Genomic DNA, 25,686 nt, shown 5'->3' with positions numbered 1-25,686 from the left:
CTCAGGCTCCTTCGGTGAGGTCGGTGGTGGGGGCGGCGGCGCGGCCGGCCGCGCGCGGGGAGTGCTCGTCCATCAGGGTGACGAACCGGTCGAACAGGTCGACGGAGTCGTTCGGCCCGGCGGCGGACTCGGGGTGGAACTGGACGGAGAAGGCCGGGCGGTCCAGCAGGCGCAGGCCCTCGACCACCTGGTCGTTGAGGGACCAGTGGGAGACCTCCACGCGGCCGTAGCGGGACTCGGGGGCCTCGACGGGCTCGCCGAGCGGTGCGTCCACGGCGAAGCCGTGGTTCTGCGAGGTGATCTCCACCCGGCCGGTGGCCTTGTGCATCACCGGCTGGTTGGGGCCGCGGTGGCCGAACGGCAGCTTGTAGGTGCCGAAGCCGAGGGCGCGGCCGAAGACCTGGTTGCCGAAGCAGATGCCGAAGAACGGGATGCCGGCGTCCAGGACGCGGCGCAGCAGCGCCACCTGCTCGTCGGCCGTGGCCGGGTCGCCGGGGCCGTTGGACAGGAACACGCCGTCCGGGGACAGGGCGGTGATGTCCTCGAAGGTCGCGGTGGCCGGCAGCACGTGCAGGCGCACGCCGCGGGAGGCCAGGTGCCGCGGCGTCGCGGACTTCAGGCCGAGGTCGATCGCGGCGATCTCGTGCAGGGGCTCGCCGGTCCAGCCGTGGTCGGCCGGCTCCACCACGTAGGGGGCGTCCGTGGTGACCTGCTCGGCCAGGCGGGACCCGGCCATCGAGGGCTGGGCGTTGACCTCGGCCACGAGCTCGGCCTCCGGGCGGGCGGCGGCCTCGCCGGAGAAGATGCCGGCCTTCATGGAGCCCTCGGTGCGCAGGTGGCGGGTGATCGCCCGGGTGTCCACGCCCCGGATGCCGACGACGCCGCGCGCGGCGAGCTCCTCGTCGAGGCTGCGGCGCGAGCGCCAGTTGGACGGGCGGCGGGCCGCGTCGCGCACCACGTAGCCGGCCGCGAAGATGTCCCGGGACTCGGCGTCCTCGTCGTTCACGCCGGTGTTGCCGATGTGCGGGGCGGTCTGGACGATGATCTGGCCCGCGTAGGACGGGTCGGTGAGGGTCTCCTGGTACCCGGTCATGCCGGTGGTGAAGACGGCCTCGCCGAGCGTGGCGCCGGTGGCGCCGTACGCCTGGCCGCGGTGGACGGTGCCGTCGGCCAGGACGAGGAGGGCCGGGCCGGCCGGTTCGGTGTTCAACAGGCTCACGTGAGCTACTCCATCTGCTGGGGGTGGTCGGTGGGGGTCAGTCAGGCCGCGGCGTGGGCCGGGCCGTGGTGGTCGCGCAGGAGGGCCTCGACGGCGGCGCGCAGCGGGTCGCGCTCGGCGGCGAAGCGGGTCCGGAAGCCGGTGGAGACCTCCTGGCCGCCGAGGCGCCAGGTCACCACGAGCAGTCCGCCGCGCTCGACGAACTTGCCGCTCATGCCGGCCCCGAGCTCCACCGCGACGAGGTCGGCGGCGGGGATGAGGTGGTTGGCGGCACCCTGGCGCAGGACCGCGACGCCCTCGGGGTGCACCTCGAGGCGGGCGTTGGTCCGCAGGCCGAGGCCGTGCACGGCCACGCGGTCCAGGTGGTCCCGGCCGCGGACGGTGCTGACGTACATGCCCTCGGCCGCCGCGACCGGCTCGGCCTCGAGCAGCCGCGCCGGCACGGGGGCGGGGGCGGCGAGGTCCCGCTGGCGTCGCTTCCGGTTGCGCCAGCCCCACCACATCAGGAACGCGACGGCGGCCAGCGCCACGGCGGTGAGGATCGCGATGAGGGTGTACTGGGCGCTGTAGTCGTTCACGACGGTGGGGCTTCCTTCCCGGGGCGGGGGTCTAGTACGTGCGGGGCGTGGCCAGGGCGCGGTCGCGCACCACGGGGTGGCCGTGGTTGAACACGTCCGTCACCTGGCCGGGCAGGGACATGCCGCGGTACGGGCTGTTCCGGGAGCGCGTGGCGTGGGTGTCCGGGTCGATCGTGCGGGTGACCGCCGGGTCGTAGACGGTGAGGTTGGCGGGGGCGCCGAGCTCGAACACGCCCTCGGGCGAGATCCTGCCCTGGTCGCCGAGCCGGGCGATGCGCGCCGGCGTGGAGCTGAGCACCCGCGAGATCCCGGCCCAGTCCATCAGGCCGGTGTCCACGAGGGCGTGCTGCACCACGGGCAGGGCGGTCTCGAGTCCGGTCATGCCCATCGCGGCGACCGTCCACTCGCACTCCTTGGTCTCCGCGGTGTGCGGCGCGTGGTCGGTGCCGATCGTGTCGATCGTCCCGTCCGCCAGCCCCTCGCGCAGCGCCATGACGTCGGCCTCCCGGCGCAACGGCGGGTTGACCTTGTACACCGGGTCGTAGCTGCGCACGAGCTCCTCGGTGAGCAACAGGTGGTGGGGGGTCGCCTCGGCCGTGACCTCGATCCCGCGCTCCTTGGCCCAGCGGATGATCTCCACGGAGCCGGCCGTGGACACGTGGCAGACGTGCAGCCGCGAGCCCACGTGCTGGGCCAGCAGCACGTCGCGGGCGATGATCGCCTCCTCGGCCACGGCCGGCCAGCCGGCCAGGCCGAGCACGGAGGACAGGGCGCCCTCGTTCATCTGCGCGCCCTCGGTCAGCCGCGGCTCCTGCGCGTGCTGGGCGATCACGCCGTCGAAGGCCTTGACGTACTCCAGGGCCCGGCGCATCAGCACGGGGTCGGCCACGCACATCCCGTCGTCGGAGAACACGCGCACCTCGGCGCGCGAGGCGGCCATCGCGCCGAGCTCGGCGAGCCGCTCCCCCGCCAGGCCCACGGTCACGGCGCCCACGGGGTGCACGTCGCACCAGCCGGCCTCGCGGCCCAGCTGCCAGACCTGCTCGACGACGCCCGCGGAGTCCGCCACCGGCGTCGAGTTGGCCATCGCGTGCACCGAGGTGAACCCGCCCATGGCGGCCGCGCGCGTGCCGGTCTCGACGGTCTCGGCGTCCTCCCGGCCCGGCTCGCGCAGGTGGGTGTGCAGGTCCACCAGCCCGGGCAGCACCACGCGGCCGGTGGCATCCAGCGTCTCGAGCGGGCCGGCGTCGGGCCCCGCGGCGGCGGCCCGGTCCCGGGCGTCCGTCCCGACGGCGGCCAGCAGGCCGTCCTCGACGAGGACGTCCCCGGTGGTGCCGTCCGGCAGGGTCCCGCCGGTGATGAGGTATCGGGCGGTGGCGCTCACGCGGTGGCCTCCTGGCGGCGGGTCGGGACGGGGGTGGGCACGGGCCCGCCGGCACCGCCGGAGAGCACGAGGTAGAGCACGGCCATGCGCACGGAGACGCCGTTGGCCACCTGCTCCAGGGCGGTGTTGCGCGCCGAGTCCGCGGCGGCGGCGGAGATCTCCAGGCCCCGGTTCATGGGGCCGGGGTGCATGATGAGGGCGTCGCCCGGGCCGGCGGACTCCAGCAGGGCGAGCCGGTCGTCGGTCAGGCCCCACGAGCGGGTGTACTCGGCGGCCGAGGGGAAGAAGGCGGCGTGCATGCGCTCGGACTGCACGCGCAGCATCATCACGGCGTCCGGCCCGGAGGCGAGGGCCTCGTCGAGCGAGTACGTCACGGTGCACGGCCAGTCCTCGGTGCCCACGGGCACGAGGGTGGGCGGGGCCGCGAGGGTGACCTCGGCGCCGAGGGTGGTCAGCAGCCACAGGTTCGACCGGGCCACGCGGGAGTGCAGGATGTCCCCCACGATGACGACCCGCATCCCGGCCAGGTCCGTGCCGTGCGGGGCCACCCCGTGGCGCCGGGCCAGGTGGCGGCGCAGCGTCAGCGCGTCCAGCAGCGCCTGGGTGGGGTGCTCGTGGGTGCCGTCCCCGGCGTTCACCACCGCCGAGCTGATCCAGCCCGAGGCGGCCAGCTGGGCGGCGGCGCCCGAGCCCCAGTGCCGCATGACGATCGCGTCGGCGCCGATCGCCTCGAGCGTCTGCACGGTGTCCTTGAGCGACTCCCCCTTGGACACCGAGGAGCCCTTGCCGGAGAAGTTGATCACGTCCGCGCTGAGGCGCTTGGCGGCGGCCTCGAAGGAGATCCGGGTGCGGGTCGAGTCCTCCAGGAAGAGGTTGACCACGGTGCGCCCGCGCAGGGCCGGCAGCTTCTTGACCTCGCGCCCGGAGACGGCGGACATCTCCTCGGCGGTGTCCAGGATCCGCAGCGCGTCGGCCCGGGACAGGTCCTGGGTGGAGAGCAGGTGCCTCACGCGGCACCGCCCGCCGGGCGCGGCACGTCGACGATCGCCACGGCGTCCGCCGTCACCTCGCCCGTGCCGTCCGGTCCGTCCACCTCGACGAGGCGCACCTGCACGCGCTCGGCGGTGGAGGTCGGCAGGTTCTTGCCCACGAAGTCGGCCCGGATCGGCAGCTCGCGGTGGCCCCGGTCCACCAGGACGGCGAGCCGGACGGCGGCGGGACGGCCGAAGTCGTTCAGGGCGTCGAGGGCGGCCCGGATGGTGCGCCCGGAGTAGAGGACGTCGTCCACGAGGATCACCGTGGCGCCGTCGATGCCGGAGTCCGGCAGGTGGGTGGGGGCCGGGGTGCGGGAGGTGGAGCGGCGCAGGTCGTCGCGGTAGAGCGTGACGTCGAGCTGGCCGGTGGACGCGGCGGCCGCGAAGCCCGGCTCGATCCGCTCCAGCTTCGCCGCGAGGCGTGCGGCCAGCGGGACGCCCCGGCGCGGGACGCCCAGCAGCACGAGCCCGGACGGGCCGCGATTGGCCTCGAGGATCTCGTGGGCGATCCGGGTCAGTGCCCGGTCGATGTCCGCGGCCGTCATCACGGTCCGCGCAGCTCGGGGTTCAGCCTGTGGGGACCCGTGGGGTCCCGGTGACAGTGCCAACACCGGCCTCCTTCCCCGCCTCACAGGACGGAACTTAAAGGAAACGCAACCCCGGTCGGGGTGTGTCTGGTCCGCCGACCAGCCTACCACCGCGGCCGCCGCCGGCCGCCCGGACGGGCCGGTCGGCGGCGGACCGCGACGGTGCGATGCGCCACACCGGGGCCGGACGCCGGGCACCCGGCGGTCCGCCGGCCGGGCCCGCTCAGTCGAGCAGGGTGGGCTTGAGCTGCTGGATGCGCCCCAGCAGCCCGTTGACGAACTCGGGCGAGGCGTCCGTGGAGAGCTCCTTGGCCATCGAGACGGCCTCGGCCACGGCCACGCCGTCCGGGACGTCGTCGTTGAACAGCAGCTCCCACGCGCCGATCCGCAGGATGGACCGGTCCACGGCGGGCATCCGGTCCAGCGTCCAGCCCTGGGCGTAGGAGGACAGGATCTCGTCGATCCGCTCCTGCTCGGCCAGCACGCCCTGGATGATCTCCACGGTGTAGGGGTTGATCACCTGCTCCGTGGCCGACCGGCGGGCGGAGATCCCCTCCTGGGGGTCCGTCCCGCGCTGGCCGGCCTCGAAGAGGATCTCGAGGGCGCGCCGTCGCGCCTTTCCTCGTGCGCTCACCGGCGGATCAGTCGTTCACGCGGCCGAGGTAGTCACCCGTGCGGGTGTCCACCTTGACCTTGGTGCCCTGCTCCACGAAGAGCGGCACCTGGATCTCGTAGCCGGTCTCCACGGTGGCCGGCTTGGTGCCGGCGGAGGAGCGATCGCCCTGCAGGCCCGGCTCGGTGTAGGTGATCTCCAGGACCACCGACGGCGGCATGTCCAGGTACAGCGGGGTGCCCTCGTTCATGGCGATGGTCACCTTCTGGTTCTCCAGCATGAAGTGGGCGGCGTCGCCGACCACGGCCGGGGAGACGGTGATCTGGTCGTAGGTGTCCAGGTCCATGAACACGAAGTCCTCGCCGTCCTGGTACAGGTACTCGTAGTCCGAGCGGTCCACGGTGGCGGTCTCGACCTTGGCGCCGGCGTTGAAGGTCTTGTCCACGAGCTTGCCCGTGGTGATGTTCTTCATCTTGGTGCGCACGAAGGCGCCGCCCTTGCCCGGCTTCACGTGCTGGAACTCGATCACGTTCCACAGGTGGCCGTCCATCTTCAGGACGGTGCCGTTCTTGATGTCGTTGCTGGTTGCCACAGTGCTCTCCGTCTGTATCCGTGGGGGGGACGCCCCGGGCGGGCGGTGCCGGCGGGGTCCCGTGGGAAGTCCAGTCGACCATTCTAGGGGATCCCCGGCCCGGCCCCGGGCCGGGGACCCTACTCGGCGATCTCCTGGTAGGTCGCGAACAGCAGCGAGGCGTCCGGGACGTCGTAGGTGGTGGGGCGGGCCAGGCCGTCCAGCAGGACGAAGCGCAGCTGGTCGCCGCGGTTCTTCTTGTCGCGCCGGATCCCGTCCAGCAGGGTCTCCCAGCGCCCCGCGGCGTAGGAGGTGGGCAGCCCGAGCGACTCGAGGATGCTCCGGTGGCGGTCCGCGGTGGCGTCGTCGAGCCGGCCCACCGAGCGGGAGAGCTCGGCGGCGAACACCATGCCGACCGAGACCGCGGCGCCGTGGCGCCACTGGTAGCGCTCGGCGAGCTCGATCGCGTGGCCCAGGGTGTGGCCGTAGTTGAGCATCTCGCGCAGCCCGGACTCGCGCAGGTCCTCGGAGACGACCCGGGCCTTCACGGCGATCGAGCGCTCGATCAGCTCCCGCAGCTGGGCCGAGTGGGGGTTCTGGGCCTGCTCGGGCGAGGACTCGATGAGGTCCAGGATCGCGGGGTCGGCGATGAACCCGCACTTGACCACCTCGGCCAGCCCGGAGACCAGCTCGTTGGGCGGCAGGGTGAGCAGGGTGTCCAGGTCGGCCAGGACGCCGGCCGGCGGGTGGAACGCGCCCACCAGGTTCTTGCCCTCGGCGGTGTTGATGCCGGTCTTGCCGCCCACGGCGGCGTCCACCATGCCGAGCAGGGTGGTGGGCAGGTGGACCACGCGCACCCCGCGCAGCCACGTGGCGGCCACGAAGCCGGCCACGTCCGTCACGGAGCCGCCGCCCACGGCGACGATCGCGTCCGAGCGGGTGAAGTCGTTCTGGCCCAGCACCTGCCAGCAGAACGCGGCCACCTGGATGTGCTTGCCCTCCTCGGCGTCCGGGATCTCGGCGGTCAGGGCCGTGAACCCGGCGGTCTCCAGGTCGGCCTTGACCACGTCCCCGGTGGCGCGCAGGGCACGGGGGTGGATCACCAGGACGCGGCGCACGGCCGGGCCGAGCATCTCCGGCAGCCGGCCGAGCAGGCCCTTGCCCACGACGACGTCGTACCCGCCCGCGGCCGCCGCGGCGGACCCGCCGGAGACGGGGATGACGGTGGCGTCGTCGGTCGCCGGCGTCGGATCGATCGGTTCAGTCATGGATGGACAGCTCCTGGGGTGGGTGATGCGGTCTCCGCCTCGCGCACGAGGCGGGTGATGGTCTCGGCCAGCTGGTGGGCCGTGCGGCCGGTGGTGTCGACCGTCCAGTCGGACACCTCACGGTACAGCCCCTCGCGCTCGGCGAGGATGCGCCGCCACGTCCGGCCGGGGTCCCCCGCGAGCACGGGGCGCCCCTCCCCGCCGCCCAGGCGGCGCAGTGCCACCTCCTCGTCGACCGTGAGGAACACCACGTGGCAGGCGGCGAGCCGGGACCGCGTGAGGGCGCTCAGCACGGCCCCGCCCCCGAGGGACAGCACCCGGGGGCCGGGCCGGCGCAGGGCCTCGTCGATGACCTGCTCCTCCGCCCGGCGGAACGCCGGCTCGCCGTGGGCGGTGAAGTACTCGGGGATGGGCCCGTGGTCGGCCTCGAACAGCTCGTCCGCGTCCAGCCGCTCCAGGCCCAGGGCGCGGCCCAGGGCGGCACCGACCGTGGACTTGCCGGACCCCATGGGCCCGACGAGCACGATCGGCCGGCGCGGGGACCAGCCGACGGCGCGTCCGGGCGTCACTGCAGCGGGTCGCCCATGGGCTCGTCGGCGGCCACACCGGCCGCGGGCGTGGGCAGCGGCGCGAGGCCGGCCGTGAACGCGTCCAGGTTGCGCCGGGTCTCGGCCACGGAGTCGCCGCCGAACTTCTCGAGCACGGCCTGGGCCAGCACGAGGGCCACCATGGCCTCGGCCACCACGCCGGCCGCGGGCACGGCGCACACGTCCGAGCGCTGGTGGTGGGCTCGGGTGTCCTGGCCGGTGGCGGTGTCCACGGTGCGCAGGGCACGCGGCACCGTGGCGATGGGCTTCATGCCGGCGCGCACGCGGACCACTCCCCCGGTGCTCATGCCGCCCTCGATGCCGCCGGCGCGGTTCGTGGCGCGCCGCGGGTGGCCGTCCTCGCCGCGCAGGATCTCGTCGTGGGCGGCGGTGCCGCGGCGGGCGGCGGTCGTGAAGCCGTCGCCGACCTCGACGCCCTTGATGGCCTGGATGCCCATGAGCGCGCCGGAGAGCCGCGAGTCCAGCCGCCGGTCCCAGTGCACGTGGCTGCCGAGCCCCACGGGCACGCCGTAGGCGAGCACCTCCACCACGCCGCCGAGGGTCTCGCCCTCCTTGTGGGCCGCGTCCACCTCGGCGACCATCGCCTCGGAGGTGGGCTCGTCGAAGCAGCGCAGCGGGTCGGCGTCCAGCGCGACCACGTCGTCCGGGGTCGGCAGCGCCGCCTCCTCCGGCACGGAGACCGTGCCCACGGCGGTGGTGTGCGAGACGGTGCGGATGCCCAACTGGGCCAGGAAGGAGGAGGCGACGGTGCCCAGGGCCACGCGGGCCGCGGTCTCGCGCGCGGAGGCGCGCTCGAGCAGCGGGCGGGCCTCGTCGAAGCCGTACTTCTGCATCCCGGCGAGGTCGGCGTGGCCGGGCCGGGGGCGGGTGAGGGCCGCGTTGCGGGCCAGGCCCTCGAGCTCGTCGGCGTCCACGGGGTCGGCCGACATGACCTTGTCCCACTTCGGCCACTCCGTGTTGCCGATCTCGATGGCGACGGGCGAGCCCAGGGTGGAACCGTGCCGCACGCCACCGAGCAGGGTGACCTGGTCCTTCTCGAACTTCATCCGGGCCCCGCGGCCGTAGCCGAGGCGGCGGCGCGCGAGGGCGTCCTGGACCATGGCGGTCGTCAGGGGGATGCCCGCGGGCAGCCCTTCGATGATTCCAACGAGTGCGGGCCCATGTGATTCGCCCGCTGTCAACCAGCGCACCATGGATTCGATTCTCTCACGGGGGCGGCGCCGTCCCGGCGGTGTGACGGGCGGGGACGGAGTGCCGGCCCGGGGCCGCGCGACGGGCCCCGGCCTCCCTAGCGGGCGGGCAGGCCCACGGAGCGCGCCATCGCGTCGGTGACGGCCGGCCAATCGGCCCCGGTGCCGTCCGTCCGCAGGCGCTCGGTGAACAGCCGCACCTGCTCGACCGCCTGGTACAGCAGCATCTCCAGTCCGCTCACCACCTGGCCGCCGCGGTGCCGCCACGCCGTGGCCAGCGCGGAGGGCCAGGGGTCGTAGGCCGCGTCCAGCAGCGGGGGCAGCGCGTCGGCACCCGCCGGCCCGGAGGCCGAGGCCCCCTCGAGCGCCCCGGCCACCGGGTCGGCGGCGCGCGGGGGCAGGGTGGCGACGACGGCTCGGAACCCCGGGGCCGCCGTCGGGAACTCGGCGAGGGGCCGGATGGCGGCGTCCAGGTCCAGCGCGCGCGCCAGGTCCGCCTGCCCGGCGGCGCGGGCGGGGGTGCGCACGAAGAGGTCCACGCCGTCCAGGCCCATCCGGTCCGCGGCGGCGATGGCCGCCGCGGCGGTCCCGCCGCCGCCGAGGACGCCCAGGCGCCCGCCGGCCGGGTCCCGGCGGAACCCGGCGAAACCGAGGGCCTCGACGATGCCGTCCACGTCCGTGTTGTGTCCCGTGAGCGTCCCGTCCGCGTCCCGCACGACCGTGTTGAGCACGCCGAGCCGCTCCACGCGCGGCGAGAGCCGGTGCATGAACCGGACCATCTCGCCCTTGAGCGGCATGGTCACGGACAGCCCGAGCCACTCCCCGGGCGCCGGCCCGTCCGCGTCCCCCAGCGAGCCCATGAACCCGGCCAGCTGCCCGGGCGTGACGTCGTGGGCGCGGTAGTCGATGTCCAGGCCCAGCGTCGCGTAGGCCGCGGCGTGCAGCACCGGGGAGCGGGAGTGCCCGATCGGGTGGCCGAGCACCCCCGCCCGCAGCCCGGCCGGGTCAGCCACCGCAGACCTCGGCGTTCTCGGCGCAGTACCGCCGGTACTCCTCCTGGTACTGCCGGTGCTGGGCGTAGTCCCGGGAGAACTTCGTCTCGCCCGTCTCGATGTTGGTCGTGACCCAGTAGTAGTAGTCGTTCTGCTGGGGGTCGGCGGCGGCGTCGAGCGCGGCCGTGGACGGGGCGCCGATCGGTCCCGGCGGCAGCCCGCGGTGCACGTACGTGTTGTACTCGTTGCCCGCGTCCCGCTTCTCCTCCTCGGAGAACTGGAGCTGGCGGGTGCCCAGGCCGTAGATGACGGTCGCGTCGATCTGCAGGTACCCGCCGGTCTCCGGGTTGTCCGGGTGCAGGCGGTTCTCGATGATGCCCGCGACCGTGGCGTAGTCCTTCGGCAGTGCCTCGGCCTCGAGGATCGAGGCGATGGTCACCGCGCGGAACTGCGCCTCCTCGTCCGTGACGCCGCGCTCCTCGAGGGCGGCGAAGGTCGGCTCGGTGAGCAGCGTGAGCACCTCCTCGGCCCCGGCGTCCACGGGGAACCGGTACTCCCCCGGGTGCAGGTACCCCTCGAGGCTCGGCGCCCCCTCCGGCAGGCCGAAGGCGGTCGGGTCCTCGGCGGCCTCCTCGAGCTCGTCCACGGGGAGCCCCGTGGACGAGGAGATCGCCTCGAACGCCTCGGTGATCCTCATGCCGCGGTTGATGGCCACGTAGTGCACCTGGCCCACGCCCTCGCGCAGCAGCACGGAGGCCGCGTCCGCGGCCTTCATCTGCCGCTTCAGCGGGTACTCCCCCGGCTGGATGGAGTTCTCCGAGCGAGACTGGTTGACGGCCTCGATGAACGCCTCCCGGCTGGCGACGATGTCCTCGTCCTCGAGCCGGCCGCCGATGGCCAGGGGCCCCTCGCCGGCATTGACGGTGAAGGTCACCTCCTCGCCGCCGGGGCCGGGGTAGTCCTCCGGGTTCAATTGCGGCAGCAGCCCCTTCACGGCCAGCGACAGGCCGGCCAGGAGCAGGACGAACACGCCGAAGGCCGAGGCCAGGGCGATGGTGCGGCGGCGGCGCCGGCGACGGCGGGCCTCCCGCTTGGCGGAGTCGCGTGCCCGGTCCGGGTTGAGGGTGACGGTCTGGTAGCCCTTGCGGCCGGCGGGACGGACGATGACCGTCCCGAGCTCGCCGCCCGTCGCGGCGTGCGAGCCGGACGGCACGGGGTACTCGCGGCGGTCCTCCTCCAGCACCGGCCCGTCGGGGGACCCGGCACCGGGGGCCGCCCAGTCCCGCGGCGCCTCGTCCTGCGTCTCGTCGGGTCCCCCGTGGGCGGCCCGGTCGTCCGGCAGGGGCGACTGCCCGTCCCGGGGGTCCTCAGGACTCCGATCGGCCACGCGTCACGTCCTCTCCGTCGCTCGCGTCGTCTCCAGGCACGACGACGGGACGGCCCGCGTCCCGCTGGAGCGATTGTTGCATGTCAAGTGCCTGCTCCAGGATCTGCACCGCGGCCACCTGGTCCACCACCTCGCGGTGGGACCGGCCCGCCCGCCCGGCCTCGTGGAGCTGCCGGTGGGCCGTGACGGTGCTCAGCCGCTCGTCGACGAGGCGGACGACGGCACGGCTGCCGGCGCGCGCCAGCTCCGCGGCGAGGTCCTCGGCATACCCTACCGCGTCCTCGGTGGACGCCGTGGGGCGGCCCTGCAGGTTCACGGGGTGGCCCACGTACACGACCACCGCGTCCCGCTCGAGGGCCTCCCGCACCACCTGGCGCCGGTCGGAGCCGCGGCGGGCGTCACGCCGCAGCGTGCGCACGGGCGTGGCCAGGATGCCGTCCGGGTCGGACGCGGCGAGGCCGACGCGGGCGCGGCCCACGTCCACCCCCAGGCGCACGCCCCGGACGAACGGTCCGGTCACGGCTCCGCTCACGCGACCGCGGCCGCCGAGGACACGGCCTGGCGGACCGCGGCGAGGGCGTCCGCGATCCGCGTGACGTCCTGGCCGCCGCCCTGCGCCACGTCGTCCTTGCCGCCGCCGCCGCCGCCGAGCACGCCGCACGCCGTCTTGACGAGCGCGCCGGCCCGCAGGCCGGCCTCGCGGGCGGCCGGGCTCGTCGCCACGACCACGAGCGGGCGGTCCTTGGCCACGCCGGCCAGGGCCACGACGACGGGGGTCCCCGCCGCGGTGCCGCGGGCGTTCTCGAGCCGGGAGCGCAGGTCCAGGGCGAGGGTCCGCAGCTCGTCGCCGGAGCCGACGGGGCCGGCGTCGTGGGCCAGGACGGTCACGCCGGAGACCTCGACGGCCTGGTCGGCGAGCCGGCCCGCCTCGGCCTGCAGCTGGCTCGCGCGCAGCGCGGCCAGCTGCTTCTCGACCTCCTTGAGGCGGGCGAGCGTGCCCTCGATGCGGTCCCGCACCTGCTCGGCCGGGACCTTGAGCATGCTGGTCAGCTCGTTGACGAGCGTGCGCTCGGTGGCCAGGTGCCGGAAGGCGTCCAGCCCCACGAGGGCCTCGACGCGACGGTTGCCGGAGCCGACGGACTGCTCGCCGAGCAGCGCCAGGGTCCCGATCTCCGCGGTGGCCCCGACGTGGGTGCCGCCGCACAGCTCGCGGGACCAGGCGCCGTTGACCTCGACGACGCGCACCCGGTCCCCGTACTTCTCCCCGAACAGGCTCATGGCGCCGAGCTCGCGGGCGTCCGCCAGGGACATCTCGCGGGTGATCACGGGGTAGTTGTCCCGGATGGCGATGTTGGAGACGTCCTCGACCTCGGTCCGGGCCATCTCGGACATCGCCTCGCCCCAGCGGAAGTCGAACCGCAGGTAGCCCTCCTTGTTGAAGGAGCCGGACTGGGTGGCCTCCGGGCCGAGGACCTGGTGCAGCGCCGCGTGCACGAGGTGCGTGCCGGTGTGCGCCTTCTGCGCGTCCAGGCGGCGCTGCAGGTCGATGGCCCCGACGGCGGTGGCGCCGGCGGGCACCTCGCCCTGGCGCACCCGCACGCGGTGGACGCTGAGCCCCTTCACGGGGGCCTGGACGTCCAGGACCTCGACGACGAAGCCGTTCCCGGTGATCAGCCCGGTGTCGGCGGCCTGGCCGCCGGACTCGGCGTAGAACGGCGTGGCATCCAGCACGAGCTCCAGCTCCTGGCCGGCGGACGCCGACCGCACGGGCTGGCCCTCGGCCAGCAGTCCGCGGATGCGGGACTCGGTGGTGTGCTCGGTGTAGCCGGTGAAGACGGTGTCCCCCTCGGCGTGGAGCACCCGGTAGGCCGAGGAGTCCACGTGCCCGGACTTCTTCGCCTTGGCGTCCTGGCGGGCCCGGTCGCGCTGCTCGGTCATGAGCGCGCGGAAGCCGGCCTCGTCCACGGAGACGCCGGCCTCGGCGGCCATCTCCAGGGTCAGGTCGATCGGGAAGCCGTAGGTGTCGTGCAGCTCGAAGGCGTCCGCCCCGGAGATCCCCGGGCGCTCGGCGTCCTGGGCGCGGGCGGCGGCGACCGCGCCGTCCAGCCGCGCGGTGCCCGCGGTGATGGTGCGCAGGAACGCCTTCTCCTCGTTGTACGCGATCCGGGAGATCCGCTCGAAGTCGCGGCCGATCTCGGGGTAGGTGCCCACCATGGCGTCGCGCGAGACCGGCAGCAGCTCGGGCAGCACCGGGTCGGTGACGCCCATCAGGCGCATGGCGCGCACGGCCCGGCGGATCAGCCGGCGCAGCACGTAGCCCCCCGCCTCGTTGCCCGGGACCACGCCGTCGGTGATGAGCATCAGCGCGGAGCGGACGTGGTCGGCGATCATGCGCAGCCGCACGTCGTCGGCGTAGTGCGGGTCCTGCGGGTCCTCGGTGGAGGTGTACTCGCGGCCGGCCAGCGCGGCGGCGCGGTCCAGCACGGGACGGACCTGGTCCGTCTCGTACATGTTCTCCACGCCCTGCAGGATCATGGCCAGGCGCTCCAGGCCCAGGCCCGTGTCGATGTTCTTGTTCTCGAGCTCCCCGGCCACGTCGAAGTCCGTGCCGGAGCGGACGGCGGACAGCTGGTACTGCATGAAGACGAGGTTCCAGATCTCCATGTAGCGGTTGTCGTCCGCCGCGGGACCGCCCTCGGCCCCGTACTGCGGGCCGCGGTCGTAGAAGATCTCGGAGTCGGGGCCGCCCGGGCCGGGCTGGCCCGTGTGCCAGTAGTTGTCCTTCTTGCCCAGGCGCTGGATCCGCTCGGCGGGCACGCCGACCTCCTCGCGCCAGATGCGCTCGGCCTCGTCGTCCTCCTCGTACACGGTGACCCACAGACGCTCGGGGTCGAGGCCGTAGCCGCCCTGGTCCAGCGGCGTGGTCAGCAGCTCCCACGCGAACGGGATGGCCTGTTCCTTGAAGTAGTCGCCGAAGGAGAAGTTGCCGCACATCTGGAAGAAGGTGCCGTGGCGGACGGTCTTGCCGACCTCCTCGATGTCCGCGGTGCGGATGCACTTCTGCACCGTGGTGGCGCGGCGGTACGGCGGGGTCTCCTGGCCGAGGAAGTACGGGATGAACGGGACCATGCCGGCGATCGTGAACAGCAGGGACGGGTCCGGGGAGACCAACGAGGCCGAGGGGACGACGGTGTGGTCCTTCTTCTCGAAGAAGGACAGCCAGCGGCTGGCGATTTCCTGGGACTTCATGACTGCTTTCGTGCGTCGGTGGATCGGGGGGTGTCGGCGGCGGTGCCCGCGATGGTGGCGCGGGCCGGATCGGTCACGGCCGCCGGCGGCTGGACGGTGCGCCAGGCGGGGACCTCATCGCGCAGCTGGGCCGCGAAGGAGCGGGCGCTGGCGGCCAGGGCCGTGGCGGCGGCCTGGCCCGCGTTGCGGCCGAGGTACTCGGGGTTGAGGGTGTTCCGGAGGGTCTCCTCCGCCTTGACGGCGGCCGCGTCGCGGCCGCGCCCGAGCATCGAGTGGCCGAGCCAGCCGGCCGCCGCGCCGACGCCCACGAGCAATACGCGCTTGATCACTGCACATCCTTTCCGGGAGTGACTGGTCCACCTTACCGGTGCCGGGGCGCGGGGGTGGAACCGCGCGCCCGGCCCGGGGGCCGGTGCCGGGACCGGCCTTAACGCCGGAACCCGGCCTCCACGCGGGAGGCCGGGTTCACGGTCGTGCGGCCCGGGGGCCGCGGCACTGCGGATCCGCGGCGGGATCAGCGTGCGTAGTACTCCACCACGAGCTGCTCCTCGCAGGTCACGGGGACCTCGGAGCGCTTCGGGCGGCGGACCAGCTTGGCCTGCAGCTTCTCGATCTCGACGTCCAGGTAGCCCGGGACGGCCGGCAGCACCTCCTGGTGGGCGCCGGTGGCGGAGATCTGGAACGGCACCATCTTCTCGGAGCGGGAGTGCACGTGGATCAGCTGGCCCTCCTTCACGCGGAAGGACGGGCGGTCCACGCGGGCGCCGTCCACCATGATGTGGCGGTGCACGACCATCTGGCGGGCCTGCGCGATGGTGCGGGCGAAGCCGGCGCGCAGCACGAGGGCGTCCAGGCGCATCTCGAGCAGCTCGACCAGGTTCTCACCGGTCAGGCCGGAGGTGCGCTTGGCCTCCTCGAAGTAGCGGCGCATCTGCGCCTCGCGGATGTTGTACTGCGCGCGCAGGCGCTGCTTCTCCTTGAGGCGCACCGAGTAGTCGGAGTCGGCCTTGCGACGGGCACGGCCGTGCTGGCCGGGGCCGTACGGACGGCGCTCCATGTACTTCTCGGCCTTGGGGGTCAGGGCGATGCCGAGCGCGCGCGAGTGGCGCACGGTGCGGCGGGTACGGAGGTTGGAAGCCACGAGGGTCCTTTCCTGTCAGGCGGCAGGGTTCTGGTTTGTCTCCGGCCCGCACGACACGGGAGGACCCGCGGGGTGACAAGGGTGGACCGGAACCTGGCCTCCCCGTCGGTTCCCGGGAGAGCTGAGGGGCATGCCGCTGCCCGTCATCGCTGCAGCGCCGCCGGGCGGGAACGGGTCCCCGCGGCCCTCCGGCGGGGCCGGGGGCGGTGCGGGGGGACTGGCGGCGCTTGCCAGACAGCAGGACAGTCTACCAGCCGCGGGGCACCGTGCCGGACGCGCCGCCCCGCGCAGCGGCTATGCCTGCGGGGCCTCCGGCATCGGCCGGCCGTCGGCCACCTGGGCGGCCTGGGCCACGTGGCTGGCCTCCACGAGGACGTCGTAGGACTCCGCCTCCATGACCTGCACGGAGGAGAAGTCGCGGCGCCCGCGCGTGGCCGCGTGGCCGAGCGCCCCGAAGATCGCGCCCCACACCGCGCCGAAGCCGAGCGTCATCAGCAGGATCGTGGCCCAGCCGGCGCTCGGGGCGAGGAGGAGGAACAGGATGCCGATCATCAGGCCGAACCACAGGCCGCTCAGCGCGCCCCGCGCGGCGGCGCGGCCCGTGGTCAGGCGGCCGGTGACCTGCTCGACGGACCGCAGCCCCGTGCCGACGATCCGGGCCTTCTCCACCGGGAAGCCACCGTCCGAGAGCCGGTCGACCAGCTCCTGGGCCTCGTCGTACGTGGCGACGGTCCGCAGGATCCGGTAGTCGACCTCGGCCGTGTTCGGCACGAGGCGGCGGGCGGGGTCGTGGGCAGGAGTGGACATGGGCGCAGTCTCCGATCTCCGCGGCACGGGTGCGGTGGGGACCGGTGGGGTCCGCCCCCGGGGTCCGGCCGCGGTCTGGGCGGGTACGGACACCCTCACCCTAGTCCCGGCCGGCGTCCCCCGCGGCCGCGTCCGTGGCGGTGTCCGCGGACGGCGAAGCCCCGGCCCCGGACGCGGGGGCGGGGCGCGCGGGCGGCGGGGTGCCGCGGATGATCGAGCGCAGCCCCTGGACGCGGTCGCCCAGGGTGCGCTCCACCCCGTTGCGCGTGGGCCGGTAGTAGTCCCGGCCCACCAGGGGGTCCGGGGCGTACTGCTGGCGGGCCACGCCGTGCGGGGCGTCGTGGGAGTACACGTAGCCCCGGCCGTGGCCGAGCGCCGCGGCCCCGGGATAGTGCGCGTCCCGCAGGTGCGGCGGCACCTCCCCGGAGCGGCCGGCGCGCACGTCCGCGACCGCCTCGTTGATGGCCGTGTACGAGGCGTTGGACTTGGGTGCCGTGGCCAGGTGCACCACGGCCTCGGCGAGCACCAGCCGACCCTCGGGCATCCCGATGAGCTGCACGGCCTGGGCCGCGGCCACCGCCGTCTGCAGGGCCGTGGGGTCGGCCATGCCGATGTCCTCGGAGGCCGAGATGATCAGCCGGCGGGCGATGAACCGCGGGTCCTCCCCCGCCTCCAGCATGCGCGCCAGGTAGTGCAGGGCGGCGTCCACGTCCGAGCCGCGGATCGACTTGATGAAGGCGCTGATGACGTCGTAGTGCTGGTCGCCGGCCTTGTCGTAGCGCAGCACCGCGCGGTCCATCGCCTGGGCGGCGTCCTCCACGGTGACCTCGGGGACGCCGTCCCCGCCCGCCCCGTCCGCCGCGGGGGCGGACCGGTCCAGGGCCACGCCGGCGCTGGCCTCGAGGGTGGTCAGGGCGCGCCGCGCGTCGCCCTGGGCCATCCGGACGAGGTACTCGCGCGCCTCGGCCGAGAGCGAGACGGTGCCGCCCAGCCCGCGCTCGTCCGCCACCGCCCGGTCCAGCAGCCCGCCGATGTCCGCGTCCGTGAGCGGCTTGAGCGTGAGCACCAGGGACCGGGAGAGCAGGGGCGCGACGACGGAGAAGGAGGGGTTCTCGGTGGTGGCGGCGACGAGCACGACCCAGCGGTTCTCCACGCCCGGCAGCAGCGCGTCCTGCTGGGCCTTGTTGAAGCGGTGGATCTCGTCGAGGAACAGGACGGTGGTCCGCCCGTAGAGGTCGCGGTCGGTGAGGGCCTGGTCCATGACCGCCCGCACGTCCTTGACCCCGGAGCTGATGGCGGACAGCTCCACGAAGGTCCGCCCGGGGCCGCGGGCGATGACGTGGGCGAGGGTCGTCTTGCCCGTGCCGGGCGGGCCGTAGAGGATCAGCGACGACGGCCCCGCGCCCCGGCCGGCGCCGGTCGCGCCCTCGGCGAGCGTGCGCAGGGGCGAGCCGGGGTGCAGCAGGTGGCGCTGGCCGACCACCTCGTCCACGGTGCGCGGGCGCATCCGCACCGCCAGGGGGGCGCCGGGACGGGAGCGGCCGGGCTCGTCGCCGGCCTCGTCCGGCTCGCCGGCGCCCAGGGCACTGAACAGATCACTCACCGCTCCAGCCTAGCCACCGCCCGCCGGCGCCCGGCCGGGGCGCGGCCACCGGCCCTGGGCGCGCCGGCCCGGCCATGGGCGACCATGGAACCATGAGAGCCCTGCTGCAGCGTGCCACGTCCGCCTCCGTCGCGGTCGACGGGCAGGTGGTGTCCCGGCTGGACCGGGCCGGGCTCGTGGTGCTCCTCGGGGTGTGCGGCGAGGACACCGCCGAGGAGGCGGACCTGCTGGCCCGCAAGGTGGCGCAGCTGCGCGTGCTCGAGGACGAGCGCTCGCTCTTGGACGCGGACGCCCCGGCGCTCGTGGTCAGCCAGTTCACCCTGTACGGGGAGGTCCGCCGGGGGCGCCGGCCGTCCTGGTCCCGGGCGGCGCGGGGCGAGCGGGCGGAGCCGCTCTACGAGCGGTTCGCGGACCGCCTCGCGGCGGAGGGGGTGGAGGTCCACCGCGGCGCCTTCGGCGCCCACATGGAGGTCGCGCTCGTGAACTCGGGCCCGTTCACCGTGTGGGTGGACACCGACGACCTGGCGGCGCCGCGCCGGGGCTGAGCCCGGCGCGGCTCAGCGGCCGCGGTCCGCGGCGTCCCCGCGGCGGCGCTGCGCGGCCGTCCACGCCGAGACGCCGATGGCACCGGCCACCAGGCCCGCCCCCAGGGCGAGCCCCCAGCGCACCAGTGCCGGCCAGTCCGTGGCGAGGTCGACGACCATGTGGGTGGCGAAGGCCGCCACGACCACCGGGAGCGTGCCGGCCCAGGTCGGCGGCCGGCCGGCGCCCGGGCCGCGCGGCCCGGGCGCGGGGCTGCGGACCGGATCAGGCACCGGCCGCGGACCCCTGGCCGGCCGCGGGCGCCGCCGTCGGCGCGGCCTTCTGCTCGCCCTTGTGGTCCCCCTTCGGCTCCGGCCTGGCGTCCACCCCGGCCTCCTTGCGCTGCTGCGGGGTGATCGGCGCGGGGGCGGCGGTGAGCGGGTCGTAGCCGTTGCCCGTCTTCGGGAAGGCGATGACCTCGCGGATGGAGTCCGTGCCCGCGAGCAGGGCCACGATGCGGTCCCAGCCGAAGGCGATGCCGCCGTGCGGCGGGGCGCCGTACTTGAAGCCCTCCAGCAGGAACCCGAACTTGGACTGTGCCGACTCGCGGTCCAGGCCCATCAGCCGGAACACCCGCTCCTGGACCTCGCGCTGGTGGATGCGGATGGAGCCGCCGCCGACCTCGTTGCCGTTGACCACGATGTCGTAGGCGTAGGACAGCGCGTTCTCCGGGTCGGTGTCGAAGGTGTCCAGGTACTCCGGGCGCGGGGAGGTGAAGGCGTGGTGCACGGCGGTCCACGCGCCCGAGCCGACGGCCACGTCCCCGGAGGCCTCCGCGTCCGCGGCGGGCTCGAACATGGGGGCGTCCACGACCCACACGAAGCTCCAGTCGGCCTCGGCCGCGGGCAGGTCCGGGCCGGCGTCCCGCACCAGGCCCACCCGGTGGCCGATCTCCACGCGGGCGGCACCGAGCAGGGCGCGGGAGGCCTTGGGATCGCCCGCGGCGAAGAACACGCAGTCCCCCGGGTTCGCGCCGGTGGCCGCGGCCAGCCCGGCCTTCTCCTCGTCCGAGATGTTCTTGGACACCGGGCCGGTGAGCGAGCCGTCCTCCTGCACGAGCACGTAGGCCAGGCCCTTCGCGCCGCGCTGCTTGGCCCACTCCTGCCAGGCGTCCAGCGTCCGGCGCGGCTGGGAGGCCCCGCCCGGCATGACGACCGCGCCCACGTACGGCGCCTGGAAGACGCGGAAGGGGGTGTCGGCGAAGTACGCGGTGAGGTCGGTCAGCTCCAGGCCGAAGCGCAGGTCCGGCTTGTCCGAGCCGTACTTCTCCATCGCCTCGCGGTAGGTCATCCGGCGGATGGGGGTGGGCACGTCCACGCCCACGAGGGACCACACGGCCTTGACGATCCGCTCGCCGAGGGCGATGACGTCGTCCTGCTCGACGAAGGAGGCCTCGATGTCCAGCTGGGTGAACTCGGGCTGGCGGTCCGCGCGGAAGTCCTCGTCCCGGTAGCAGCGGGCGATCTGGAAGTACTTCTCGATGCCGCCGACCTGCAGGAGCTGCTTGAACAGCTGCGGGGACTGCGGCAGGGCGTACCACGAGCCGGGCGAGAGCCGGGCCGGCACGAGGAAGTCCCGCGCGCCCTCCGGCGTCGAGCGGGTCAGGGTGGGGGTCTCGACCTCGATGAACCCCTCGGAGTGCAGCAGCTCGCGGGCCGTGCGGTTCACCTCGGAGCGCAGGCGCATGATGCGGGCCGGGCCGGGGCGGCGCAGGTCCAGGTAGCGGTGGCGCAGCCGGGCCTCCTCGCCGACCTCCACGTGCTCGTCCACCTGGAACGGCAGCGGGGCGGCGGTGTTGAGCACGGTCACCGTGTCCGCGATCAGCTCCACCTCGCCCGTGGGCAGGTGCGGGTTCTCGTTGCCCTCGGGCCGGCGCTCCACGGTGCCGGTGACCTGCAGGACGAACTCGTTGCGCAGCGGGTCGAAGTCGGCCTCGTCCCGCACCACGACCTGGGCGACCCCGGACGCGTCCCGCAGGTCCACGAAGGCCACGCCGCCGTGGTCGCGACGGCGGGCCACCCAGCCGGTGACGGTGACGGTCTGGCTGATGAGCGAGGAGTTCAGTTCGCCCAGCTGATGGGTGCGCAGCACGGAGGTCCTTCCGGTCCCGGGTCCCCGGGATGTTCATCTGGTGTGTTCTCTGGTGTGGTAGGTCTTCAGCCGTCCGCGGCCGGGACCCCGGCGGGGCCTCGGCGCCGACCGGCCCCGGACGAGTCTAGTCGGTGGCCGGGGCCCGCCGTCCCCGCGCGGCGCCCCACCGGCCGTCCCCACCCGACCCCGCGGCGCAGTCCTCGCCGCCCGTCCCCCAGGAGCCACCGTGACCGTCCCCCCGTCCCCCGCCCCGACGCCGCCGCCCGCGGCCCTCGCCCGGCGCCTCGGGCTGCCCGGGGCGATCGTCGTCGGCGTGGGCTCGATGGTCGGGGCCGGCGTGTTCACCTCCATCGGCCTGGCGGCCGCGGCCGCCGGGACCCTCGTGCCGCTGGCGCTGCTGCTCGCCGGGGCCACCGCGTGGCTCAACGCCACCTCCACGGCCCAGCTCGCGGCGGTGCACCCCACCTCGGGCGGGGCCTACGTGTACGGCCGCCGCCAGCTCGGGCCCTGGGCGGGGTTCGTGGCCGGCTGGGGCTTCGTCACCGGCAAGTCCGCCTCGATCGCCGCGATGGCCTACACGCTCGCCCTGTACCTCGTGCCCGTCGCGTCCGGCGCCGGGGACGGGGCCGCCCGGGCGGTGGCGATCGCCGCCGTCGTGGGGGTGACGGCGGTGAACCTCGCCGGGATCACCCGCACCGTGCAGGCCACGGTCGCGATCCTGGTCCCCGTGCTGCTCGTGCTCGCCGTGGTGATCGTCGCCGGCCTGGCCGGGGTGCGCGCCCCGGGCCCCGGTCCCGACGGCGGCGCGGTCCTGCCCGGCGCCGGCCCCGGACCGCTGGGGGTCCTGCAGGGCGCCGGCCTGCTGTTCTTCGCGTTCGCCGGCTACGCGCGGATCGCCACGCTGGGCGAGGAGGTGCGCTCGCCGCGCCGCACCATCCCCCGGGCCGTCCTCGGCGCGCTGGCGGCCACGCTCGCGCTCTACGGCCTGCTCACCGTGTCCCTGCTGGCCGTGCTCGGCCCGGACCGGCTGGCCGGCTCGCCGACCGCCGTGCGGGACGCCGTCGTGGTGCTGTTCGGGCCGCCGTGGGCGTGGATCGCCGTGCTCGGCGCCGCCCTGGCCTGCCTGGGCTCGATGCTGAACCTCGTCGCCGGGATCTCCCGCACCGGGCTGGCGATGGCGCGCGAGGGCGACCTGCCCCGCCCCCTGGCCCGCATCTCGGCGCGCACCTCGGTGCCGTGGGTGGCACAGCTGGCCGCGGCCGGCGTCGTGGTGGTGCTGCTGCTCACCACGGACGTCCTGACCGTGGTGGGACTCTCGTCCTTCGGGGTGCTCGTGTACTACGCGGTCGCCAACCTCGCCGCCGCCACGCTCGCCGAGCGCGTGGTGCCGGGCCCGCGGTGGCTCAACCTCGCGGGGGCCGCGGCGTGCGCGGTGCTGGCGGCCACCCTGCCGCCGGCCTCGGTGCTGGCGATGCTCGCCGTCTTCGCCGCCGGGATCGCCGGGCGGGCCCTCGTGCTCGCCCGGCGCCGGCTCAGGCGCCGATGACCCGCGGGCGCAGGTCCTCGGCCGGCGGCATCCAGCACTGCGGATCGGCCTCGACCTGCTCGCCCGAGCGGATGTCCTTGACCTCGTGGACGGTGCGGCCCGCCTCGTCGGTCCGGGTGAACCAGACGAACGGGATGCCGCGGCGGTCCGCGTACTTGATCTGCTTGCCGAACTTCTCGGCCGAGACGGCCACCTCGGCGGCGATGCCGCGCGAGCGCAGCGCGCCGGCGGTGTCCTGTGCGGCCGACCAGTCGTCGTCGTGGGTCAGGGCGACGTACACGGCGGTCGGCACCGGGCGGGAGGCCGTGGCCATCTGCCGGGAGAACATGCGCATCAGCAGCCGGGTCACGCCGATCGACAGCCCGACGCCGGGGAACGTGCGGTTGCCCTTGGCCGCGAGGGCGTCGTAGCGCCCGCCGGAGCAGATCGAGCCGAGCTGCTCGTGGCCGGCCAGCACCGTCTCGTACACGGTGCCCGTGTAGTAGTCCAGGCCCCGGGCGATCGAGAGGTCCGCCACGGCGCGGCCCGGGGCGCGGCGGTGCAGCTCCCCGACGACGGCGGCCAGCTCGTCGAGCCCCTCCTCCAGCAGCTCGTGGTCCACCCCGAGGGCGCGGACCTGCTCCACGAAGGAGGTGTCCGGGGTGCGGATGGCGGCCAGGGCCAGGGCCTGCGCGGCCTGCTCCGGCGTGGCCCCGAGCTCGGCCTGCAGCAGCCGGGAGACCTCCTCGGCCCCGACCTTCTCGAGCTTGTCGATGTTGCGCAGCACCCCGGCGGTGTCCTCCAGGCCCAGGCCGCGGTAGAAGCCCTCGGCGAGCTTCCGGTTGTTGATCCGGATGGTGAAGTCGCCGATCGGCAGCGAGCCCAGCGCCTCGGCCATGACCAGCGCGACGTCCACGTCGTAGCGGAACGGCAGGGAGCCGTCGCCCACCACGTCGATGTCCGCCTGCGTGAACTCGCGGGCCCGCCCCTCCTGGGGGCGCTCGCCGCGCCACACCTTCTGGATCTGGTAGCGGCGGAACGGGAAGGACAGGTGCCCGGCGTTCTCCACCACGTAGCGGGCGAACGGCACCGTCAGGTCGAAGTGCAGCGCCAGCCGGTTCGGGTCGTCGGGCGCCTCGGCGCGGTCGCCGGGATCGGCCTGCAGCCGGGAGACCGCGTAGACCTCCTTGTCGATCTCCCCCTTGCGCAGCAGCTGGCCGAGGGTCTCCACGGCCCGCGTCTCGATCGAGGAGAAGCCGTGCAGCTCGAAGGTGCGCCGCAGGGTGTCCAGGACGTGCTGCTCCACGATCCGCTCCGCGGGAAGCCATTCGTGGAAACCGGACAGGGATGCCTTGCGGGACATGGGCCGCCTTCTGCTAGGGAGTGTTGAGGGGGTCGGCGTCCCATTCTAGGTCCAGCCGGTACGCTGGACGTGACCGTGTCCACGAATCCCTGCGGCCGCCAGCCGGTGCAGGGCACCAGCAGAGAGTTCCAGCGGTGACCACCAGTCAGCAACCCGACGACCAGCAGACCACCCCGCAGGCCCCCGAGGAGGCCGCCCCGCAGCCCGTGGGGCAGTCCGCCCCGGAGCACGCCCCGGAGGTCCCTGCCACCCAGGACGACCAGCCCGACCAGGCCACGGCCCCCCGGCCCTCGGCGGCCGACGCCGAGACCGAGGCCGTCGTGGCCTCCGTGAAGGCGTACGGCGAGTCCGCGGACGCCACGCCCGCCCCGGACGGCGACGAGGTCCCCGGCTCCGGGACCACCGGCACCGAGGGCGCGGACGCCGCCCCGGACGCCGCTGAGACCCCCGCGGCCGACGGCACCCCCGCGCCCGGGCCGGCGTCGGGCACCCCGGGACCGCGACCCGGCCGCCCGGGGGCGCCCAAGCCGTCCGGGGTGCCGAAGCCGGCCACGGCGCGCCCGGCCAAGGGCCCGGCCGCGCCGGCCGCCCCGCTGCCGGCGCCGACGTACTCCACCCCGCTGGAGGAGGCCGCGCGCTTCGCCACGGTGAGCGAGGACGGCCACGTCACGCTGGTCGACGGCGAGGAGCAGCACCCCGTGGGGCAGTTCCCCGACGGCACGGCCGAGGAGGCCATCGCCTACTTCGCGCGCAAGTACGACGAGGTCGTCTCGCAGCTGATGCTGCTGGAGCAGCGCGTGGCCACCGGCGCGCCGGCCGGGGAGATCCAGAAGACCCTGGGTCACCTGCGCCAGACCATCGCCGAGCGCGGCATGATCGGTGACATGCCGGCGCTGCGCGCCCGCGTGGAGGCCCTGCAGACCCGGCTGGACGACCTCAAGGTCGCCGAGCGGATCGCCCTGGAGAAGGCGCAGGCCGAGCAGCTCGCCACGCGCGAGGCGATCGTGGCCGAGGCCGAGGCCATGGCCGCCAAGGACCCGGCCCAGGTGCAGTGGAAGCACACCAGCGCCCGCATGGCCGAGCTGTTCGAGGAGTGGAAGACGGCCCAGAAGGCCGGCCCGCGCCTCGGCAAGTCCGTCGAGGACGCCCTGTGGAAGCGGTTCCGCACGGCCCGCACCACCCTGGACAAGCACCGCCGCGCGTTCTTCTCGCAGCTGGACTCGACCAACGCGCAGGCCAAGGCGGCCAAGGAGAAGCTCATCGCGCGCGCCGAGGCCCTGTCCACCTCCACGGACTGGGGCGCGACCGCCGGGGCCTACCGGGACCTGATGGACGAGTGGAAGGCGGCCCCGCGGGCCTCCCGCAAGGAGGACGACGCCCTGTGGGCCCGGTTCCGGGCCGCCCAGGACGTCTTCTTCAACGCCCGCAAGGCGGCCAACGACGAGGTCGACCGCGAGTACGGCGAGAACCTCAAGGTCAAGGAGCAGATCCTCGCCGAGGGCCAGAAGCTGCTGCCCGTCAAGGACGTCAAGGCCGCGCGCCGGGCGCTCAACGAGCTGCGGGGCCGCTGGGAGGAGGCCGGCCGCGTGCCGCGCAAGGACGTCTCCCGGATGGAGGCGGCCTTCCGCCGTCTCGAGGAGGGCCTGAGGTCCGCCGAGGACGAGCACTGGCGCAAGACCAACCCCGAGACGAAGGCCCGCACGAACTCCGCGCTGAGCCAGCTCGAGGACAAGGTCGCCGAGCTCGAGGAGGACCTGGCCCGAGCGCAGTCCAAGGGCGACGCCCGCGCGATCGCGAAGGCCCAGGAGGCCCTCGACGCCCGGCGGATGTGGCTCGAGACGCTGCAGAAGTCGGCGCAGGGACTGCGCTGAGCGCTCCCGCACCGCCGCAGCGG

Annotated in this window: 24 protein-coding genes; 3 read left to right on the top strand and 21 right to left on the bottom strand. The window is 74.6% G+C overall.

Features of this window, described 5'->3' with window-relative positions:
- Nucleotide 1: 1 nt before the first annotated feature.
- From carA to E7744_RS06705, 18 genes are all read right to left on the bottom strand, one after another.
- Nucleotides 2-1,219: a glutamine-hydrolyzing carbamoyl-phosphate synthase small subunit gene (gene carA, locus E7744_RS06790; protein ID WP_210417173.1), complete on the bottom strand. Its 1,218-nt coding sequence runs from the start codon at nucleotides 1,217-1,219 to the stop codon at nucleotides 2-4.
- A gap of 41 nt (nucleotides 1,220-1,260) precedes the next feature.
- Nucleotides 1,261-1,797 carry a hypothetical protein gene (locus tag E7744_RS06785; RefSeq protein ID WP_246858588.1) on the bottom strand — a complete coding sequence of 179 codons (537 nt, stop codon included), beginning with the start codon at nucleotides 1,795-1,797 and terminating at the stop codon, nucleotides 1,261-1,263.
- Between the two features lie 31 nt (nucleotides 1,798-1,828).
- Nucleotides 1,829-3,181, bottom strand: coding sequence for a dihydroorotase (locus tag E7744_RS06780; RefSeq protein ID WP_137773460.1), 1,353 nt, complete (start codon nucleotides 3,179-3,181; stop codon nucleotides 1,829-1,831).
- Entirely contained in the window at nucleotides 3,178-4,191 is a 1,014-nt protein-coding gene (locus E7744_RS06775) for an aspartate carbamoyltransferase catalytic subunit (RefSeq protein ID WP_137773459.1), read from the bottom strand. The genes E7744_RS06780 and E7744_RS06775 overlap by 4 nt, the downstream gene beginning before the upstream one ends.
- Entirely contained in the window at nucleotides 4,188-4,817 is a 630-nt protein-coding gene (gene pyrR / locus E7744_RS06770; RefSeq protein WP_256376033.1) for a bifunctional pyr operon transcriptional regulator/uracil phosphoribosyltransferase PyrR, read from the bottom strand. The genes E7744_RS06775 and pyrR overlap by 4 nt, the downstream gene beginning before the upstream one ends.
- A gap of 208 nt (nucleotides 4,818-5,025) precedes the next feature.
- Nucleotides 5,026-5,436 carry a transcription antitermination factor NusB gene (gene nusB / locus E7744_RS06765; RefSeq protein ID WP_137773457.1) on the bottom strand — a complete coding sequence of 137 codons (411 nt, stop codon included), beginning with the start codon at nucleotides 5,434-5,436 and terminating at the stop codon, nucleotides 5,026-5,028.
- A gap of 7 nt (nucleotides 5,437-5,443) precedes the next feature.
- The gene (gene efp, locus E7744_RS06760) at nucleotides 5,444-6,007 is read right to left on the bottom strand and encodes an elongation factor P (RefSeq protein ID WP_137773456.1); all 564 of its coding nucleotides are present in this window, start codon (nucleotides 6,005-6,007) and stop codon (nucleotides 5,444-5,446) included.
- Nucleotides 6,008-6,126: 119 nt separating this feature from the next.
- A complete protein-coding gene (aroB, locus tag E7744_RS06755; protein ID WP_137773455.1) occupies nucleotides 6,127-7,254 on the bottom strand; it encodes a 3-dehydroquinate synthase in 1,128 nt (375 codons plus the stop codon).
- Nucleotides 7,251-7,823 carry a shikimate kinase gene (locus tag E7744_RS06750; protein ID WP_246858587.1) on the bottom strand — a complete coding sequence of 191 codons (573 nt, stop codon included), beginning with the start codon at nucleotides 7,821-7,823 and terminating at the stop codon, nucleotides 7,251-7,253. The genes aroB and E7744_RS06750 overlap by 4 nt, the downstream gene beginning before the upstream one ends.
- Nucleotides 7,820-9,055: a chorismate synthase gene (gene aroC / locus E7744_RS06745; protein ID WP_137773454.1), complete on the bottom strand. Its 1,236-nt coding sequence runs from the start codon at nucleotides 9,053-9,055 to the stop codon at nucleotides 7,820-7,822. Before aroC ends, E7744_RS06750 begins: the two co-directional genes overlap by 4 nt.
- A gap of 95 nt (nucleotides 9,056-9,150) precedes the next feature.
- On the bottom strand, nucleotides 9,151-10,065 hold the full coding sequence (locus E7744_RS06740) for a shikimate dehydrogenase (protein WP_210417172.1): 915 nt from the start codon (nucleotides 10,063-10,065) through the stop codon (nucleotides 9,151-9,153).
- Nucleotides 10,058-11,431 carry an endolytic transglycosylase MltG gene (gene mltG / locus E7744_RS06735; RefSeq protein ID WP_137773453.1) on the bottom strand — a complete coding sequence of 458 codons (1,374 nt, stop codon included), beginning with the start codon at nucleotides 11,429-11,431 and terminating at the stop codon, nucleotides 10,058-10,060. Before mltG ends, E7744_RS06740 begins: the two co-directional genes overlap by 8 nt.
- Nucleotides 11,412-11,951, bottom strand: a complete 540-nt coding sequence (gene ruvX / locus E7744_RS06730) for a Holliday junction resolvase RuvX (RefSeq protein ID WP_168199773.1) — start codon at nucleotides 11,949-11,951, stop codon at nucleotides 11,412-11,414. The genes mltG and ruvX overlap by 20 nt, the downstream gene beginning before the upstream one ends.
- Nucleotides 11,952-11,959: 8 nt before the next feature.
- Nucleotides 11,960-14,680, bottom strand: coding sequence for an alanine--tRNA ligase (alaS, locus tag E7744_RS06725; RefSeq protein ID WP_137773451.1), 2,721 nt, complete (start codon nucleotides 14,678-14,680; stop codon nucleotides 11,960-11,962).
- The gene (locus E7744_RS06720; protein WP_137773450.1) at nucleotides 14,677-15,009 is read right to left on the bottom strand and encodes a hypothetical protein; all 333 of its coding nucleotides are present in this window, start codon (nucleotides 15,007-15,009) and stop codon (nucleotides 14,677-14,679) included. Before E7744_RS06720 ends, alaS begins: the two co-directional genes overlap by 4 nt.
- Before the next feature lie 185 nt (nucleotides 15,010-15,194).
- Nucleotides 15,195-15,821: a 30S ribosomal protein S4 gene (gene rpsD, locus E7744_RS06715; protein ID WP_137773449.1), complete on the bottom strand. Its 627-nt coding sequence runs from the start codon at nucleotides 15,819-15,821 to the stop codon at nucleotides 15,195-15,197.
- A 294-nt stretch (nucleotides 15,822-16,115) separates the two neighbouring features.
- The gene (locus tag E7744_RS06710; RefSeq protein WP_137773448.1) at nucleotides 16,116-16,628 is read right to left on the bottom strand and encodes a general stress protein; all 513 of its coding nucleotides are present in this window, start codon (nucleotides 16,626-16,628) and stop codon (nucleotides 16,116-16,118) included.
- A 100-nt stretch (nucleotides 16,629-16,728) separates the two neighbouring features.
- Nucleotides 16,729-18,231 (bottom strand): replication-associated recombination protein A, encoded by a 1,503-nt coding sequence (locus tag E7744_RS06705; RefSeq protein ID WP_246858586.1) that lies wholly within the window; start codon nucleotides 18,229-18,231, stop codon nucleotides 16,729-16,731.
- Nucleotides 18,232-18,323: 92 nt separating this feature from the next.
- On the opposite strand from E7744_RS06705, the gene dtd reads away from it, so the two are divergent.
- Nucleotides 18,324-18,776 (top strand): D-aminoacyl-tRNA deacylase, encoded by a 453-nt coding sequence (gene dtd / locus E7744_RS06700; protein WP_137773447.1) that lies wholly within the window; start codon nucleotides 18,324-18,326, stop codon nucleotides 18,774-18,776.
- A gap of 12 nt (nucleotides 18,777-18,788) precedes the next feature.
- On the opposite strand, the gene E7744_RS06695 is transcribed toward dtd, so the two are convergent.
- Together E7744_RS06695 and aspS are read right to left on the bottom strand one after the other, a co-directional pair.
- A complete protein-coding gene (locus E7744_RS06695; RefSeq protein WP_137773446.1) occupies nucleotides 18,789-19,046 on the bottom strand; it encodes a hypothetical protein in 258 nt (85 codons plus the stop codon).
- Nucleotides 19,039-20,904 carry an aspartate--tRNA ligase gene (gene aspS / locus E7744_RS06690; RefSeq protein WP_137773445.1) on the bottom strand — a complete coding sequence of 622 codons (1,866 nt, stop codon included), beginning with the start codon at nucleotides 20,902-20,904 and terminating at the stop codon, nucleotides 19,039-19,041. The genes E7744_RS06695 and aspS overlap by 8 nt, the downstream gene beginning before the upstream one ends.
- Nucleotides 20,905-21,130: 226 nt before the next feature.
- On the opposite strand from aspS, the gene E7744_RS06685 reads away from it, so the two are divergent.
- Complete coding sequence (locus tag E7744_RS06685) at nucleotides 21,131-22,450, top strand: APC family permease (RefSeq protein WP_305764214.1); 1,320 nt, start codon at nucleotides 21,131-21,133, stop codon at nucleotides 22,448-22,450.
- Here the strand turns inward: E7744_RS06685 and hisS are convergent.
- Complete coding sequence (gene hisS, locus E7744_RS06680) at nucleotides 22,437-23,792, bottom strand: histidine--tRNA ligase (protein ID WP_137773444.1); 1,356 nt, start codon at nucleotides 23,790-23,792, stop codon at nucleotides 22,437-22,439. The two genes, E7744_RS06685 and hisS, sit on opposite strands and share 14 nt — an antisense overlap.
- Before the next feature lie 134 nt (nucleotides 23,793-23,926).
- On the opposite strand from hisS, the gene E7744_RS06675 reads away from it, so the two are divergent.
- A complete protein-coding gene (locus tag E7744_RS06675) occupies nucleotides 23,927-25,663 on the top strand; it encodes a DUF349 domain-containing protein (protein ID WP_246858585.1) in 1,737 nt (578 codons plus the stop codon).
- Nucleotides 25,664-25,686 lie beyond the last annotated feature (23 nt).

It is taken from the genome of Citricoccus sp. SGAir0253 (assembly GCF_005877055.1).
GTDB lineage: Bacteria > Actinomycetota > Actinomycetes > Actinomycetales > Micrococcaceae > Citricoccus.
The sequence above is the reverse complement of the archived record's forward strand: the minus strand, read 5'-3'. Positions and strand labels throughout refer to the sequence as shown.

Bases quoted from the DNA above. Each gene is read 5' to 3' on its own strand.
- hisS (WP_137773444.1), bottom strand. From the start codon at position 23,792: ATGTCCCGCAAGGCATCCCTGTCCGGTTTCCACGAATGGCTTCCCGCG.
- dtd (WP_137773447.1), top strand. From the start codon at position 18,324: ATGAGAGCCCTGCTGCAGCGTGCCACGTCCGCCTCCGTCGCGGTCGAC.
- aroC (WP_137773454.1), bottom strand. From the start codon at position 9,055: ATGGTGCGCTGGTTGACAGCGGGCGAATCACATGGGCCCGCACTCGTT.
- E7744_RS06710 (WP_137773448.1), bottom strand. From the start codon at position 16,628: ATGTCCACTCCTGCCCACGACCCCGCCCGCCGCCTCGTGCCGAACACG.
- alaS (WP_137773451.1), bottom strand. From the start codon at position 14,680: ATGAAGTCCCAGGAAATCGCCAGCCGCTGGCTGTCCTTCTTCGAGAAG.
- aroB (WP_137773455.1), bottom strand. From the start codon at position 7,254: ATGACTGAACCGATCGATCCGACGCCGGCGACCGACGACGCCACCGTC.